Genomic DNA, 15,361 nt, shown 5'->3' with positions numbered 1-15,361 from the left:
ACAGAAAGACACCCCCATGGCTATTCTCAAGTTCTCTGCGACCGCTGTTGCGGCGCAAATCGCCCATGCGCGCGCTTGCAAAACCTTCCTGCCCAACTGGAACGGTCCGGTGGACAGGCCCGCCCTGATTCTCATCGTCGGCAATGGCGTGCATCTGCGCTCCAATGGCATCGATGGCACGACCACCCGTATCGTCACCACCGAACAGGCCGATCCCTCCTTCGCCTTCGCCGACGGCATGAACCCGTTTCGCGACACCGACTGGATGGCGCAGCGCCGTATGGCATTCCGCGATCTGACCGGCCAGTTCTACACCGACATCCTCGACGATGTGCAGGTGCTCATCGACCGGGGGCAGGGCGGCTATGGAACGCTGACCTGGGACTTGCGCAACGACAGCATCATCCTCGATCATGCGGACCGCTACGTTGAATGCGCGCACAGCTATGACGAGGGGCTTTGAGATGGCTCATCCGCTTCATCATGCTGAAAGCTCTGCCCGGAAATTCGGCGGCGTGCCGTCTGACTATCAGTCCATACACGATTGGTTCGATGCCTCTAAAGAGCACCTCGCGCTCTTTACGCACCGAGCTTTGCGCCATCACGCCCTTGGCCTGTTTGAGGCCGAACGTGTCTTCGGCCTGACCCTGACCAATAGCGCTGGTCGAGAAATCCCCGTGCGCTGGATCGGCGAGCAGCATGTGCGCGAAGACTGTCAGGGCCGTATCCCGAGCATGGCGGACTGGCTTCGACGGATACAGCCTGAGCCATGGATGGCCAATGGCCACATCGACCGGCATTCCGGCGATGAGCCCTGCGGCGACCCAAGGGTCGCCTGGGCATCTGAAGTCGCCGCCGGAAGAACGGTTCTTGGTCTGAAGGATTGGATGGCGGCGCGTGCTACGCAAGCCATGCAAGGTGCCTGACAGCTCTTGGCCGTTTGCCAAACGAATAGTGCATGGAAGCCCGGTTGGACGACCGGGCTTCCTGCGTCGTTTCCCCACCATTCTTCGTAAGGAGGTTCGCATGACACTCGATGAAATCAAGGCCGCCGTCGATGCCGGCCAGACCGTGCATTGGGCCAATACCGGCTACGTTGTCCACAAGGACCGGCTCGGTCAGTACCTCATCACCTATGTGCTTAATGATAGCTGCATCGGTCTGACCGACCGGGGCGAGCACCGGTTGAACGGAAAAGAGGCGGAGTTCTTCATCGCGCGATCGGAGGACGCCGCAGAAAATCCGGGCAGCCAATCAAGACCAGACGGGCAGGGGAGGGGCGTAGCTCCCGGAGGCGCGGGGGCATTCCCACTCGGACGGCAGCTCTGACGCTTGGGCGGGGCTGAAAGGAAAGCAAGCTTTCTGGTTTGTGATCCCAGGAGGGGTCGAGAAAGCAATCCCGGATGCGCTGGCAAGAACGTCAGGCACCGGCCAATCCAAGAAGGAACTATCCCATGTTCGCAGGAACCCTCACCCGCAACGTCGAGACCACAGCCGCCGAATACACCGGCATGATCCATTCGACGCGCTTTGACATCGCCATCCAGCTCGAGGCACGGGCCAAGATGTCCGAACGCAGCCCGGATTTTGACGTGACGGCGATCAACAAGTCGGGCCGCAAGGTCCGCATCGGCACGGCCTGGAACGAAACCGGCAATACCAGCGGCAACCCCTACATCTCGATGCAGATCGATGTCGGCCTGGGCCCGTTCCGGGTCAACGCGGTGCAAACGAAAGAGGCGCGCGCGGCCCAGAGCGGCGAATTCGAAATCATCCCGTTGGTCTCGAACGGTCTGATGAAATCCGGCTCGATCTCGGGCGAGCTGACCGCCATGGACGCCGACAACGCCTTCACCGGTTACATCGCCAACATGATGTTCGATCTGGAGTTCATGCTGATCGAGAACAGCTACAAGACCGAGGAGACCCACCCTGACTACCGGATCGAGGTCAGCTCGCCCCGGGGCACGCCGATCCGCGTTGGCTCGGCGTGGATGGCCAAAAGCAGCCGCACGGGCAATGACTACCTGTCGCTGCTGATCAACACGCCCGATGGCGACCTGCGTGTCAACGCCGTGCAGAACGAAGAACAGCGCGGCGGTCAGACCTTCTCTATCATCCCGTTCATCGACAGCGGTGAGCAGCCGCAGGACGCAGGCGCGGGGTTGTCGCTGGTCGCCTGACTACTGCAAGAGACCTGAACAACGGAGCAGCAAGGGGGAGCCGTGGTTACACGGTTCCCCTTTTTCTTCGTCGGTATGTTTGTGGGCAGCCCGACACATGACCGTCGTGAGATGTGAGCCTATTCCGCCAACAGTTCCGTGGCCGTCCGCCTAATTCTGGCCTCGACCGCTGAATCGTCCAAGTTATGCTCTTTGGCAATCAACCGAATGGCCCCGTGCACGTCGCCTGGAGCCTTATCAGACTGAAACGGGGCATCCGTTTCGGTGAGAAGTTGTTCTATAGGGATCGTTTCAAGCAAGTTGCGCCCCCGTGGAGCCAGCAGCATCTGTTCGTTGACCGAAAAATAGCAGCCTAGTTCCAACGCGTGTCTGATCTCCGCCCCCGAAGCGTTGAACCAGTGCAGAACAGGAACACATGTGCGATGCGCCCCCGTTTTCTCGATGACATCAAGCACCTGTTTAGCGGTTCGAATACTGTGAATGCTGATTACCTTCTCGCCGAGCCTTGCACAGAGCGCCATCACGCGTTCGAACACCAATTTTTGGCGTTCGAATGAAGGATAGAACCGGCGACCTGCATCCAGGCCGACTTCGCCGATATACCTGGTCGAGGGCGCGAGTTCTTCGAACAGAGAAAGCTCCGATGCTCGTTGCGCGACAAGCTGCGGGTGCATTCCAAGGGCTGCATGCACAAAGCGCCTGTTACGGGCCATCTCAGCGTTTCGGGCAAAAGCCTTGGGTGTCGTCGTCACTGCCAGAGTCAGGCATCGCGCGGCCTCGCAACGAGTATACTCCGCCTCCATGTTCTGATACAGGTCGAGGTGACAATGAAAGTCGACAGGACCGGGTCGGCTCTCATCACACATGCTTCGCCCTTACGCCCTTTAGGATCTCCGACACCTCGTCCATCCCACGCCGATAGACGTCCACGTAAGCGTCCAGATCGTCATGGTTAAGAGGGCCAGGTTTTTGCACGAGAAACCGCGCGCGGCCGGGGTTTTGTCGCAAATTTTCGGCGGCAAACATGAAGGACCTGATATTCTTCCCATCGGCCGACTTCGAGTCCAGAACACTTCCCTTCAGGTCGTCCAGGAAATACGGGGTGGTGTCCGCTTCATCCAGCCCTGCAGCGAGTGATGCGCGACGGATCAGGCAAGGAACACAACGCCCGCAATGCTGGGGCGGCGCGCTCTCGAAACGGACCTGTGCAGGGTGCGAACAAGACATCGAGGCCGGGGCCAACTCGGCCAGAAGGTCGCGATCTTTGCATTCTCTGGCCATCTCTCCCTTCGTCTTGAATCGATAGGGGTTTTCCAGCGTCACGTCGATGCCCAGAACTTTGACCAGTTCTGACATTAGTCGGATGAAATGCGGATGGGCCGTCCGTGTGCTAAGTGATCCGAGCCTATGGGCGTCCATGGGTACATTCAGCGCGATTAATCCGTTTTCGGGGATGAGCACCTTGTCTGTGGAGGCGACGGCATCGGCCGCAACCACTGCGAGGCTGTAGAAGAGGAAGGAGCGGGCCCTCTGGTTGTTGTCGCTCCCAGCTTCGGCAAAGTCCGACTTTCGGAAGCCGATATAGGCCCGGACGGATTCGAACGCGTCCGCATGGCGTTCCTTCAATACCTCGAGCAGCTGGCGCTGCGCGCTGGACGCCTCACCGTCCCAATAATGGCTGACCAGGAGCGGTCGTTGCCCCGAGGCGAGGAGATCGATCGCGCCGATGAGACTGTCCAATCCGCCCGAGAACAGGCTCACTTGCGTGAAGTCTGTGAGGTCCATCTCTTCGGGCTGCTTCGTGAAGGACTGAAATTCGTCCGGCCGGTGACGGAACGTGAAACTCCAATGATCGCCCGTCAAGAATTGCAGCATTCGGGACAGATGGTCGTGCTGGCGTCGCCAGAGCTCGGGCTTTGCCACGGGAACGCTGAGATCGATCATGCGAGTCCATCCGTCATCGGCGTACCGCTCCCGCGAGACGCCGGTGTCGGCGGCGTACACCGCGGTCGCCATGATCATGAGGTCGACTGCGGCCTCGCTCGGTGTCGCGCCCAGCTTGAAGAGCCGGTCCAGCAGCTGACCCAGTCCCCTGTCGAGATCCCCAAAATTGTCGACCATATCGATAGTGATGTCAGTTGCACCCTCTGGAGGTACGATGTCGGCGCGCCCCAAACGAACGAAGATGTTTCGTTTCATTGCATGGTCTCCAGGACGGCTCCGAGCATGTCGAAAGTATTGGCATAAACCTCGGAAATGCTTCTATCGATTTCGGATTGTGTCGGTTGGGATCCGACATCGAACCGGTTACCAAGCGCGTCCCTGACCCGTCCCTGCGTAAAATCGCGTGTGATCCGCTCGGCCTCCCGGAAGTCGGCGTCGGATGCGGATCCGTGCAACGCGTTCGTGCCGATCTCGTTCAGGACCTTGGTAACCACGCTCCGGGTGATCACATCACACAGGAATTCATCGAGTTGGTCGCGAGAAAGCTCATCGAATGCGCCTGGATCATCTTCCGCGACCTCTGCGATCGCTTCGAGCATCGCGTCACGGGCGATCGATTCATCGATCGTCCCACCATCGGGACAGATTACCTCCGCGACGGCTTCGAGGACCTCCGCGGCCGGCCGACCCGCAAGGTCTTGAAGATCAAATCGGGCGAGCGCCGCCTCGGCACCTTCGTTCGCGACGGCGCTTGCGAGCCCGGCGACACCTGACGCCACCCGAGTGGAGTGAGGCATTCGGCGTGCTGCTCCGGCACCGCCCCCCGCAGCGCTGACGTAGCCTTTCAGTGCCCGTCCGAGCGACTTGCTACCGCCACCGTTTGTAAAACGGGTGAATTGGCCGCGTGGATAGGTGAAATTGCCGTCGGGAGTTTCCACGTCGGGCGGCGTCTGCGCTGCGCTCAGCCCGTCGGCCTCACCAGGGGTCGGTTTTTCGGTCTCAGAACTATCGCTTCCGGCCTGATCAGACCCTTCATCGCCACTGCCCATGCCCGAATCGACGTCGTCGACCCAATCCGGAACGAGGCCGGACGCGGGTCCACCGTATGAGTTCGAAGTCCCCATTACCCTTTTTCCTTCCCACGGCGATTTCGTCCACCGCCCGCAGCGAGCTGGAGCGGCTTGTTCTCATCAAGTTTGGCCCAGCCCTCTTTGAGTTTGGCAAACTCTCGTTTGGCTTCCGCTCCGGTGAAGATATTGTCCCAGCCCGTGGCTGCCCATGGCCCTAGCTGACCGCTTGGCAGGTCCGCGAGAAGACGAACCGTAGGGGTCTGGAGATTGGCGGATATTTTGCACAGCTCCGCAAGGCCTTCGATGCCACCAGGCCGCTTCTTCAGATCTGTTGCAGCCCTGATCCTTGCGGCCACCACGTCAAAGATCTGCTCGATTTCTCCGGGAGTGAGCTTGACGATTTCTACTGCCGCTGCGCGCGCGCCTAGGGTACTGCCGCAAAGCTTCTCGATCCAGTCCTCTTTCAAAGCGAGATTGGATCCTGCGGTGAATAGCGCCTTGCGATCTCGGGACACGAACAAATAAGGACGCAGATCCTCGTTCGTGAGCGCGGGGGCCACCAGAGCCCATCGTCTGACCCATTCGCTCGCAAGAAGGTCGTCCTCCGGGAGTCTCTCCGTTTGACCCCGGCCCTTGGCGGTGGCCGGTTTCTTGGATTTTTCGGGCTCTTCATCATCTTCGCGCAGCGTTTGCTCGAGTGTCGCAACGGTTATGGAGGAACCGCTGACGGCGGCCTCGGCCTCGAGGCGTTCGAAGAAATCGGTCTTGAAACGTTCGGCGAGCATCAGCTTGGCGAGGACCGCGGGGTTCACGTCGTCACTGATCCCGCGCGCGTCCGCGATCGCGAGACGGAGATTGAGCGTGTTCAAGAATCTCTTGATCTGCCTCGGGTTGCCTTGAGCGCCTTCAGCGAGCGGCAGCGCGAGTTGATCGGCGAGAATGAGCGCATTCTCCAGCTCCGCCGAGACCGCACCGAGACGCTCTTCGATCACACCGCGGCTCAGTCCGTTCCCGTCCCAGGGACGTCTTAGCGCTTCGCGACCCAGATCAAGCAATGTGTCGAAGGGGGCCGAACCGGTGTCGAGCGAACTACCGGCGACGAGAAGCGTGAGATAGATTTTGGTCTCGACGTATCCCAGTGGCGGTAGTCGGAACGGCACCTGAATAAGCTTTTCGAGGTAGTTCCGGGCATAGGTCGACGGGCCCGATGATAGCGGCAAGTCCGGAAAATGGGACCTCACGGCATATTCGATCATTCCCTCGTCGGCGGCGATGACAAAGGACGCGCCGGGAACGAACAGGAAGAGCCGTATCGCCTCAAGTGTCTCGATCGCCGTGGCGGGAAGGCATCTGTCCAGATCGTCAACAACAACGACTAGGCGATCAATGCCCGCTGCCGCGAGCAGTTCCTCGAATTCCACCCTGAAGGCGTGAATATGGGCAGGCAAGGTTTCGGCTTCAGGGTCGTTAAGACAATCTGTGACATTCTTGACGTACCCCGTCATATCGCCAACCGTCAGCTCTTCGCCACCGGCCAAGAGCTTCTTCCCCTGATCCATGAGCCCGCCGAGCATGTCCGGGGATGGGATACCGGTAAGCCCGGTCAGGGCGAGGCCACCCGCCTTGGACGCGACTTTCATAAGATCGACGCGCTTAAGCAGTTTTTTGGATGCGTCTTTCAGCTTGGTGGTGAACGCTCGATCCCGCAGCAATTGCTCTACGATCGTTTCGATGATGACGGTCTTTGCGTCTTCGAGGCCCTGGAACAGCCAGCCGTTGAACCGGACGACGGATGTGCGATCGTCCTCCGAAAACGCGTCCTCCAGCATGAGCAACACGCTCGATTTTCCAGCACCCCAGTCCCCATGGACACCGATCGTGAGAGGTTCGTTCCCAGATTCTCTGATCACCTTCGCGACCGTCGCGGAGACGGCTTCTGAGTAGATCATGTCGATGGCGGTCTCGTTATCTGGAATAATCATGAAAGCCATTTCCGTAGGATTTCGAGGTTTCAATAATTGTCGATTGCGCGCAGCTTTGCCGCCTCGTCGCTCGCCGAGTGATTAGTCGTAAACCGGCAGGCTTGCCCGATCTATTGGTCTTCTTTGCTCGCTCGGTTCTCGTCATAACAAGTCTCGAACCGGAACAAATGCTTGGTTGGTTTCAGCGGCGCGTCGCAGCTTTTCGTCAAGCACGTCGATCAAAGAGAGGCGGTTGTGGACGACCTGATGCAGATCCAACCCATCAGCACAGATTATATTTGTGCGTCTACCCGTCCCGAAGGCCTTGAGGCCGTCTTCAGAGAAGCCCGAATTACTGATGAAAAGCCCACGCGCCCACGTCGCCTTGCCTGAGACCTTTCCCGAAAAGGTTAGCAGATCGGATTGTCCCGTGCGGCGAGCCTGCCATTTGGCTTCCACGAGGTATGTTTCGCCGTGCAACTTGAAGCTTCCGTCAATCTGCTCGCCTGTCAGTTTGAAAGGCGCTCGCGGCGTCAGACCATACGCGGCGAAAAGTTCGGTTAGAAAGCGCTCATATTCAAAGCCGCGTCGCTGAGGAGGGTGTTCAAACAGGCTGATCAGACGCGCCGATAGCGTGCGCGCTAACTCGTCCGAAAGCGTGGCCTTCTTTGGTTCCGTAGTCGCCTCCGGCTCGGTTTGGGCTTCCGCCAGTGATTCAAGAAACTTGGGATCGTTTAGCTCGGGCACCTTTATCGACAGACGCAAAAGGAGCGCGTTCAAACCATCTACTTCCGCGCGGGTTAGCGGTTCGCCTTTACCTCTGCGCCAAGTCATCGATTGCCGGACGATCGCCAACATCAACGCGCTGAGCTTGTGTCGCCGTTGACTGAGGGTTGACGACAACATTTGAACAATGGCTGGACGCTTGCTTCCTCCGGTCCACAAGTCCTCGCATTGGACTTGTGCTGCTGCCAATGGGAATGCGGTCCGTGAGTTTCCGCTCCCAGGCAAGAAATTGTAGAGAAGGTCCGCGAGATCCTCGACGCATTGTTCCTCGACGAGATTCATGAGTGACCCCATAGGCATGAGAGCGGAGCAGCGAACATGTTTTCGCCGAACGGCACGACCCGGTCATGGTCGTAGAGTATCATGCCTTGGACGAATTTCTTGCCGCAGGCGTCCGCTAGTTTTCGCATTCCCGAAAAATCACTTGCCGAAACGGTGGCGGACGACTTCACCTCGATCCCGACGACCTCACCTCGTCGGTTCTCCAATACGATGTCGACCTCGTTCTTGTCCTTGTCTCGAAAATGCGAGAATGTGCACCGCTGTTCGCTCCACGTCGCGATCTTCCGCAACTCGCCGAACACGAACGTCTCTAGGATCGCGCCAAAGCTCGTTTTGTCTTTTCGGACTACATCTGGCGAAATATCCCGCATTGCTGCCAAGAGGCCCGCATCGAAAAAATGGAGCTTGGGCGACTTGGTCAGGCGTTTTAGACGGTTCGTGAACCAGGGCTGCAGGGTGTGAACGAGATAGAGGCTCTCGAAAACACTTACATACTTTTGTGTGGTGACATGATTGAGGTCGATGCTGGCACCGATGCCAGTATAATTGACCAACTGTCCTGAGTGCTCGGCAAGCACCGACATCAGTTTCGGCATGATGGCAAGTTGTTCGATCTGGGCCACGTCTCGGACGTCGCGCTGGACGATCGCATCAAGATACCCGTGATACCAATCCTGCTTCCGCGCCCAACGCACTCGGCCGAGCGCTTCTGGATACCCTCCGGAGAGGACGTTTTCAACGAGGTCGTGACCGACAATCATGTGGTCAGCCGTCGGCATCTCCCGCGCAAAGGCCCGATCGATGAACCCTGATTTCGTCCCAAGGATTTCTGCTTGCGAGAGTGGCAACAATCGAACGACCTCCATTCGGCCAGCAAGTGAATCTGCCACTTTGGGAATGGTCATGAGATTGGCCGAACCTGTTAGGAGGAACCTCCCCGGTGTCTTGTCGTCATCGACCAAGTTCTTAATGGCGAGTAGAAGGTCGGGTGCGCGTTGGATTTCATCGATTACTGCGCGGTCCAATCCGCGGACGAAACCGACCGGATCATTGATCGCCGACCGCAATACGTTGGCATCGTCCAGTGTCAGAAAGGGTGTCTTGTCCGACGCGATTTCGGTTGCAAGTGTCGTTTTGCCGGATTGACGCGGCCCCGAGATGAGGACCACGCGGGTGTCGGACAGCGCCTCTTCCACTCTAGCCTTGGCAAATCTTGGGTACATCGCCGTGCGACTCCTTTTGACCGATTGAAAGTACGCCTCCGACCAATTGAAAGTCAACTGCCGACTAATTGAAAGTTGAGGCCCGACTGAATGAAAGCCCAAAACCTCAAGCTCGCGAGCCTAACGTGTTGGCGACAATCCTGCCTTCTTTGGCAACGCTGTTCGCCGGTTCTGCGAGATTTCGAGTACATCACCTCCGTCGTGCCGTGCGATCTCTAGTAGGAAGCGCGAGCTCCTGATCCTCTGCTTAGCAACCAGCCTCACGGCCTCCCCAGCTCGGCTTCGCGTGTCGCAGGGGAGAACGGCCCTTCGGTCCGTCGCGCATTCGGCCATGCGGCCTCACCGCGGCGTTGCACCCAGGCCCCCGGTTTGCCCGCCTCGCGAGCACGTCCCTCCCCGGCCGCTCCGCCGGATTGCTCTCTGGTCTGTTTTGGCCTGAGGCCAAAACGATCCCGCCGCTTCATCCGTCTCCCGCGTCCGGTCGGGCCGTTTGCCTGCTCGGGTCGGGCAAACCTACCGTCTAAACACACACACATGAGCGTGGAAGCATATCCTCCGGATGGCCCCCAAATCAGCCCGCGTCAAGGATCGCAAAACTTTTCGGCGAGGGCGGTACATATGGCTTGGGGCGGTCCCGTGCGTGAGCGCGGGCCTGTGTCGGGTGCTGCGCTCGGAAAACTTTTGCGCCCGGCAAGCCGGCGGCTGCGCCGTCCCTGACCCGGGCAGATTCGGAAACCAGGCATTCGGCCATGCCCCCACACTCACGTGGTGGCCTTGGAACCGAACACTGGAGACCAGACATGGCTTACGACACCGCAAACACCTACGAGACCATCGAGCTTTTCGGGCTGACCGAGAAGGACGCGCAGCTGCCGATCCCGGAGGATCACGTCCTGACCGACCGCATCATTCGCGAGAGCTTCGAGGCTCTGCTTGGTCAATTGCGCAATACCGGCCTTGAGGCAGAAATCGAACCGCTGGCGCATGGGCTCGCCACGATCCTGCAGCGCCGCAAGGTGGCGCTCGGCAAGGAGGTCGACCGCACTGCGGACAAGATCGGCGCGCTGGCAAAATCCCACGACGGGTCGGAGATCGCCGAGACCGCACTCGAAGAGGCGCAGGCGCGCTTTCTGCACCTGCGCGAGATTGTCAGCGCCATCGAGGTGATGAGCGAGGCGGCGGCGGAATGCTACGAGATCGAGACGGGTCACGCCTTCATCCCGGCGGCAGGCTCGCGCGCAAGCGTCCGGGCGCAAGAGACCGGGGCGGTCTTCGAGGCCCGGCAGCTCCTCGAGCAGCATGATCGTGAAACCGCGGAGAAGTCGAAAGTCGAGGGGGTGCCCCTGATCGTCTCGGGCGCCACCGACTGGACTGATGTTGATGTGATCTTCAACACGCTCGACAAGGTTCGCGAGCGGATCAAGCAGAACCGCAATCAGGAAATCTTCCTCTGCCACAAGGGTGGCAAGCACGGGGCGGAGATGATCGCGGCTCGGTGGGCTCGCGCACGGGGTGTTGCGCAGGCGCGTTTCGATCCGCGCTGGTCCGCGCATGGGCGGGCGGCGCCGTTCAAGTGCAACGACGAGATGCTGGACGACAAGTTCGCGGCGACCGGGGTTGTTCTCTTCGGTGGCAACGGGGTCGCGCTGAACCTCGGGCAGAAAGCGGAAGCGAAAGGCCTGACGGTCATGCGGGTTGCGGACCCGGCGAAGAATACTGCGCAAGATTGAAGAGATAGGGTCGCGCTTGGCGCGGCCCTTTCGTCATGTCTCATGGCGCGTGCGGTCAGTCACGCGTGATCGGCAGCTCGCGGCGGCCAGCACTGTCGTCGCTCCGCCCGGTCCGTCTGAGTGCGGCCCATCTAAATCGGTACGGGCTGGGGATGGGGCGCACCTCACGCACATCGTCAGCGATGCAAGACGCGAGGGGTCGAGACGTCCCACTTGAGGCTGAAGACTTGCGCGTCCCGAGGGTGGTGTTTCGGAACATCGCGCCCACGCGGGCGGGCTCCGTCAGCACCCCGGCCATGATCTGCGAGACGCGGACGCGGATGGTGGCGACTGCGTGATGGCAAGGATCATCCGGATCACTCCTTTTTGCTCATGGATGTGGATCGCACGGGGTCGGCCCGTTCGTGCCCTCAGCTCACGCTTCGGCAAGCACAAATACGGCTTCCACGGCTGGCCGCGGACCCTCCGCATTTGCGCTTGCGACCGGGCCTCTTGCCCCCGTGCCGGGTGATCCCCATCGCAACAAGGAGTAACCCAAATGACCAACCACTACGTCGCCACCGTCCCCGTCAAGTTCACCGATACCGATGGCCAGGAGCGCACCCGTTTTCAGCGCGTGGGTGCGATGTTCCGCAACACCCGCAACGGGGACGGCTCGGAGTTCTTCAGCCTCAAGCTCGACTTCCCGGTCGCGGTCTCGGAGCTGGTGATGTTCCCACCGAGCGCGAAAGATCCCCAGGACTGAATCCTCTGACGAGGATGGGCCGCCCCGGGACGATCTTGGGGCGGCCCTGTCCCTGTTCCAGGGATGCCGGTCCCTGCGCGTTCAACGGACGCACTCCCCCCGGAATGATCAGGTCGCGACAGACCGGCCAGTCAGCCTCAAGGGGGCCATCCACAAAAACCTATCGGCCAGGGCCTCCCGGTTTTTGCGGCAGAGATTTGGGGACCCAAATCTGGCCCTCCTTGACCCTGCCTGTCCGCCCTGTCGGTGGGGTTTGCGCCCGCCCGCGGTTCCGTCCGAACACGTGGCGTTCGGCCAGGCCGTCGGGCGGGGCTGGCGGACGGGACCCCAAGGACAGGTGGGTTGCCCGGTGGTGAGGGCGGCAGAGCCGCGTCCCTGCGGGCCGCGGCGTGAAGCGGACACCAAGGCTGCCTGAGCCTGAATGCGACGTAAGTATATAATTGACAGCTAGGTGTATTATCGTAAGGTGGGGGCAGCCTTGGTGGAAGGTGGCAGGAAATAGGGGGTCTTTCTTCCGCATGTCCCGAACAAAACGCCTGACAGAGATCGAGAAGATGCAAATCGTCCGCGAAGCCGCGGAGGGTGTGTCGACGTCTGAGCTGGCTGAGCGTTTCGAGGTCACATCGCGGGCCGTGCGCTACGTCCTGAAAGCCGATGCAGAGCGCCAGACGGATGCCGCGAGCCCGGTCTCAGCGGTCAGTGTGAAGGTCACCGCTGCGGAGCTTGAGGCGCTCGACGCGGTGTTGGCGAAGGCGGGGATCGAGAGCCGGGCCGAGGGGCTGCGGCGGCTCATACAGGTGGCGGGTGGGGTGTTCGTTCCGGACGCGCAGATGGCAGCAGAGATGGCACGCTACAGGGCCTCTCTGCACGAGGTTGGCAATGGTGTCGCGCAGATCGCAAAGCAGATGACGAAGGCCAACCGGATGGGGCAGGGAGCCGTGGTCGGCACGGGTGCCGAGTTCTCCGAATTGCGCCTTGCGCAGATGCGCGGGTTGGCGCGGTTCATCCTCGATTCCGCCGACGAGATCGATCTGCTCCTGCGGCGTCGGCGCGACGCGATGCAGCTCGAGGCCACGGCCGCGCTAAGGGAGTTTGCCCATGCGGCTGAATGATGCGGTTGACGCTGTCACAGGCGAGGTCTTCCGGGACGGCTGGAGCCGGATCCGGGGCTCGATGCAGGGGCTGCATGTCGCCAAGCACAAACAGCTCATGCGCGCGGCGACAGGGCATCGGCCAGCGGTCTTCAAGGCGATCCGGGGCGGGGGGACGCACAACAAATCACAGCTTGCAAACCAACTCGATTACCTCACCACCAAGTCCACCCATATCGTCGACAGTAGCGGGTTCCTCGATGGCAAGGCGAAGCTCGAAGCGGGTGACATCAAGGACCTGACCGAGCGCTTTGCCAAGCGGTGGGATGCGGGCTTCAAGCCCAAGCTGGGCCAGACCACCCACATGCTCATGTCCTTCCCCATCGGCACGCGCGGCGAGGATGTGCGCGACATCGCGACGGATGTGGCCGAGCGGTTCTTCCAGACTGATGAGGGGCATTTCGATTACATCATCGCGGTGCATGAGGACCGCGATCACCCGCATGCGCATCTGGTGCTGAACCGCCGCTCGCAGGAAGGCGAGTTCTTTTTCCTCGGGCGCAACCACCGCTTCAACTATGACGATTTCCGCCTCGCCATGGTCGAGGAGGCGGAGAAGTACGGCGTGCGGCTGGAAGCGACGCGCCGGGTGGATCGCGGGGTTGTGCATTACCCCGCCCCTACCCGCGAAGTTTATGCCGCGAAGGAAGAGGGGCGCGCACCCCGCGAGCGCGAACGGGTGGGCGCCGACCTGACCCGGACGCTGGCGGAAATCGCCAATACGAAAACCATCTACCACTCGCTTGCCGCTGAGGCTTCGCGCGAGGCCCGCGAGGATATTGCCGCGGCCCTCTTCCGCGCGGGCGAGGTGCTGGCGCGCGGCGGGCAGGTGGACCGAACAGGAGATGTGTATATGGCCGAGGATCAAAGTTTCGAGGACCTGAGAAGCCTCTATGCGGAGAAGCTCGCGCGGGTGCAGGGCATGATTGCCGAGAAGTCCGACGCGGAACGTCCCGTGCTGGAAAAACGCCTCATCGAGATCCAGACGCAGGTCCAGCACATGCAGCCTCTCGGTTTGCGATCATCCACGCTATCAGACGCCCCCTCGGAGGGTGGGATCTATTCCGAGCCGAACATCGACACCAGTCAGCTGGACCGTCTGGCCGAGACGGACTTGCGGTCGCGCATAGACACCGCCCTGCGCGGCACCGGGATCAGCACAGCGGAAGTGGTCGCCCGGATCGAAACCAGGGCCTCGAGTGCCGCGCTCGAACATCAATGGATCGCCGATGATCTCTCCAAGGTGGCCGAGGCGCGTGACCTGAACCTCGAACGTCGCGCTGATCTGGAACAGGCGCGCGACATTCTCAACGATGTGCACGTCGAACTCGGTACGCTGCTGGAACGGGAGAACGTGCTGCGCCGGGATGGTGTCGTGGAAGCAGAACCGGTCAGCGAGCGGTTCCACTATCACCAGGGTGCGGTGCGGGAGATGGAAGGGACAATCCGTCAGGAGATGCGCGCAGACGGCCTGAGCGCGCAGCAGATCGAGGACCGGGTCTGGGAGGTTGTCTCGCGGGCGGAGCGCCGGATCGAGACCGAGCAGCGCGCGTATCTCGAGGCACACCCGGACCTGCTCGCACGGCCGGGCGATGTGATCGACCGGTCCGAGCCCTACAGGGAGACCATCACCGATGCGGCCCGCGCCAGCGAGATCACCCGCGAGGTCGACCGGATCATGGAGGGACGCGACCTCCGCACGCCTGTCGCAGATGCGGTCGCGGATGACTTGCGCGCGCGCTATCCGGACATGCCGTCCCACCTCGCCCGTGGTCTCGGCGCGACCTATGCCGCCGTTGTGGATATCCGGGACACGGAGGCCATCAATCAGGTCCGTCGCGAAACCGAGATGCGCGAGGGGCTCGGGTTGGGCACGCGTGACGAACGTCTAGCAACCCGAGATGAAACGGCGCCGCAGACTGACCGTATCGACCGTCTCGCAGACGAGATTGCGCGCGTCGTGGACCATGAGCGGGCAGGGGAGTTGTCTGCGCCCTTCGAGACCGAGGCGGAGCGGGACGCTTTCCGCGGCGAGATCGCGCGGGTGCTGGACGTTCGCCAACTCGACCGGCTCACATCCGGGGATGCCGATGCGCTGGACAAGGTTCTCGAGGACCGCCTCGACCGGCTCTATGTCGCCAAGGTTTATCTTCAATCCGATGCCTCGACGGCCAATACTGAGGCCTTGCGCCAGGTGGTCGATGATCTTGCCGACGCCGAGTATGAAAAACACCGCACTGGCGATGTGGATGGCGAGACCGAGCGGGGCCAGGTCCATTGAGCGCC

The 15,361-nt window shown here is 60.9% G+C and carries 14 protein-coding genes; 8 read left to right on the top strand and 6 right to left on the bottom strand.

All coding sequences use genetic code 11. The features are described from left to right. Positions 1 to 16: 16 nt before the first annotated feature. The 4 genes from BUB53_RS20065 to BUB53_RS20050 all read left to right on the top strand — a co-directional run bounded on the left by BUB53_RS20065 (position 17) and on the right by BUB53_RS20050 (position 2,183). Positions 17 to 463: a hypothetical protein gene (locus BUB53_RS20065; protein WP_073037508.1), complete on the top strand. Its 447-nt coding sequence runs from the start codon at positions 17 to 19 to the stop codon at positions 461 to 463. A gap of 1 nt (position 464) precedes the next feature. Continuing rightward, entirely contained in the window at positions 465 to 926 is a 462-nt protein-coding gene (locus BUB53_RS20060; RefSeq protein WP_073037502.1) for a DUF6915 family protein, read from the top strand. A gap of 100 nt (positions 927 to 1,026) precedes the next feature. After that, positions 1,027 to 1,329: a hypothetical protein gene (locus tag BUB53_RS20055; RefSeq protein ID WP_073037500.1), complete on the top strand. Its 303-nt coding sequence runs from the start codon at positions 1,027 to 1,029 to the stop codon at positions 1,327 to 1,329. Between the two features lie 125 nt (positions 1,330 to 1,454). Next, positions 1,455 to 2,183, top strand: a complete 729-nt coding sequence (locus tag BUB53_RS20050) for a DUF736 family protein (protein ID WP_073037498.1) — start codon at positions 1,455 to 1,457, stop codon at positions 2,181 to 2,183. A gap of 119 nt (positions 2,184 to 2,302) precedes the next feature. Here BUB53_RS20050 and qatD read toward each other — a convergent pair whose 3' ends face one another. From qatD to BUB53_RS20020, 6 genes are all read right to left on the bottom strand, one after another. Further along, positions 2,303 to 3,049, bottom strand: coding sequence for a Qat anti-phage system TatD family nuclease QatD (gene qatD / locus BUB53_RS20045; protein ID WP_073037496.1), 747 nt, complete (start codon positions 3,047 to 3,049; stop codon positions 2,303 to 2,305). Beyond that, a complete protein-coding gene (gene qatC / locus BUB53_RS20040) occupies positions 3,042 to 4,382 on the bottom strand; it encodes a Qat anti-phage system QueC-like protein QatC (RefSeq protein WP_073037494.1) in 1,341 nt (446 codons plus the stop codon). Before qatC ends, qatD begins: the two co-directional genes overlap by 8 nt. Beyond that, the gene (gene qatB, locus BUB53_RS20035) at positions 4,379 to 5,251 is read right to left on the bottom strand and encodes a Qat anti-phage system associated protein QatB (RefSeq protein WP_073037492.1); all 873 of its coding nucleotides are present in this window, start codon (positions 5,249 to 5,251) and stop codon (positions 4,379 to 4,381) included. The genes qatC and qatB overlap by 4 nt, the downstream gene beginning before the upstream one ends. Then, positions 5,251 to 7,179, bottom strand: coding sequence for a Qat anti-phage system ATPase QatA (qatA, locus tag BUB53_RS20030; protein WP_073037538.1), 1,929 nt, complete (start codon positions 7,177 to 7,179; stop codon positions 5,251 to 5,253). The genes qatB and qatA overlap by 1 nt, the downstream gene beginning before the upstream one ends. 141 nt (positions 7,180 to 7,320) lie before the next feature. Continuing rightward, positions 7,321 to 8,226 (bottom strand): restriction endonuclease, encoded by a 906-nt coding sequence (locus BUB53_RS20025; protein ID WP_073037537.1) that lies wholly within the window; start codon positions 8,224 to 8,226, stop codon positions 7,321 to 7,323. Next, on the bottom strand, positions 8,223 to 9,449 hold the full coding sequence (locus BUB53_RS20020) for an ATP-binding protein (protein ID WP_073037490.1): 1,227 nt from the start codon (positions 9,447 to 9,449) through the stop codon (positions 8,223 to 8,225). Before BUB53_RS20020 ends, BUB53_RS20025 begins: the two co-directional genes overlap by 4 nt. A gap of 800 nt (positions 9,450 to 10,249) precedes the next feature. Here BUB53_RS20020 and BUB53_RS20015 point away from each other — a divergent pair. The 4 genes from BUB53_RS20015 (at position 10,250) to BUB53_RS19995 (ending at position 15,356) form a co-directional block, all read left to right on the top strand. After that, positions 10,250 to 11,179: a DUF2493 domain-containing protein gene (locus tag BUB53_RS20015; protein WP_073037489.1), complete on the top strand. Its 930-nt coding sequence runs from the start codon at positions 10,250 to 10,252 to the stop codon at positions 11,177 to 11,179. 538 nt (positions 11,180 to 11,717) lie between these two features. Next, entirely contained in the window at positions 11,718 to 11,924 is a 207-nt protein-coding gene (locus BUB53_RS20005; RefSeq protein ID WP_007120662.1) for a hypothetical protein, read from the top strand. Positions 11,925 to 12,442: 518 nt separating this feature from the next. Then, the gene (locus tag BUB53_RS20000) at positions 12,443 to 13,036 is read left to right on the top strand and encodes a transposase (RefSeq protein WP_073037487.1); all 594 of its coding nucleotides are present in this window, start codon (positions 12,443 to 12,445) and stop codon (positions 13,034 to 13,036) included. Beyond that, entirely contained in the window at positions 13,023 to 15,356 is a 2,334-nt protein-coding gene (locus BUB53_RS19995; RefSeq protein WP_073037484.1) for a relaxase/mobilization nuclease domain-containing protein, read from the top strand. The genes BUB53_RS20000 and BUB53_RS19995 overlap by 14 nt, the downstream gene beginning before the upstream one ends. The last annotated feature ends 5 nt before the right edge of the window (positions 15,357 to 15,361 follow it).

Origin of the sequence: Roseovarius pacificus (assembly GCF_900142665.1) — a bacterium.
Classification (GTDB): Bacteria; Pseudomonadota; Alphaproteobacteria; order Rhodobacterales; family Rhodobacteraceae; genus Roseovarius; species Roseovarius pacificus.
This window is presented reverse-complemented; position numbering and strand designations above follow the sequence as displayed.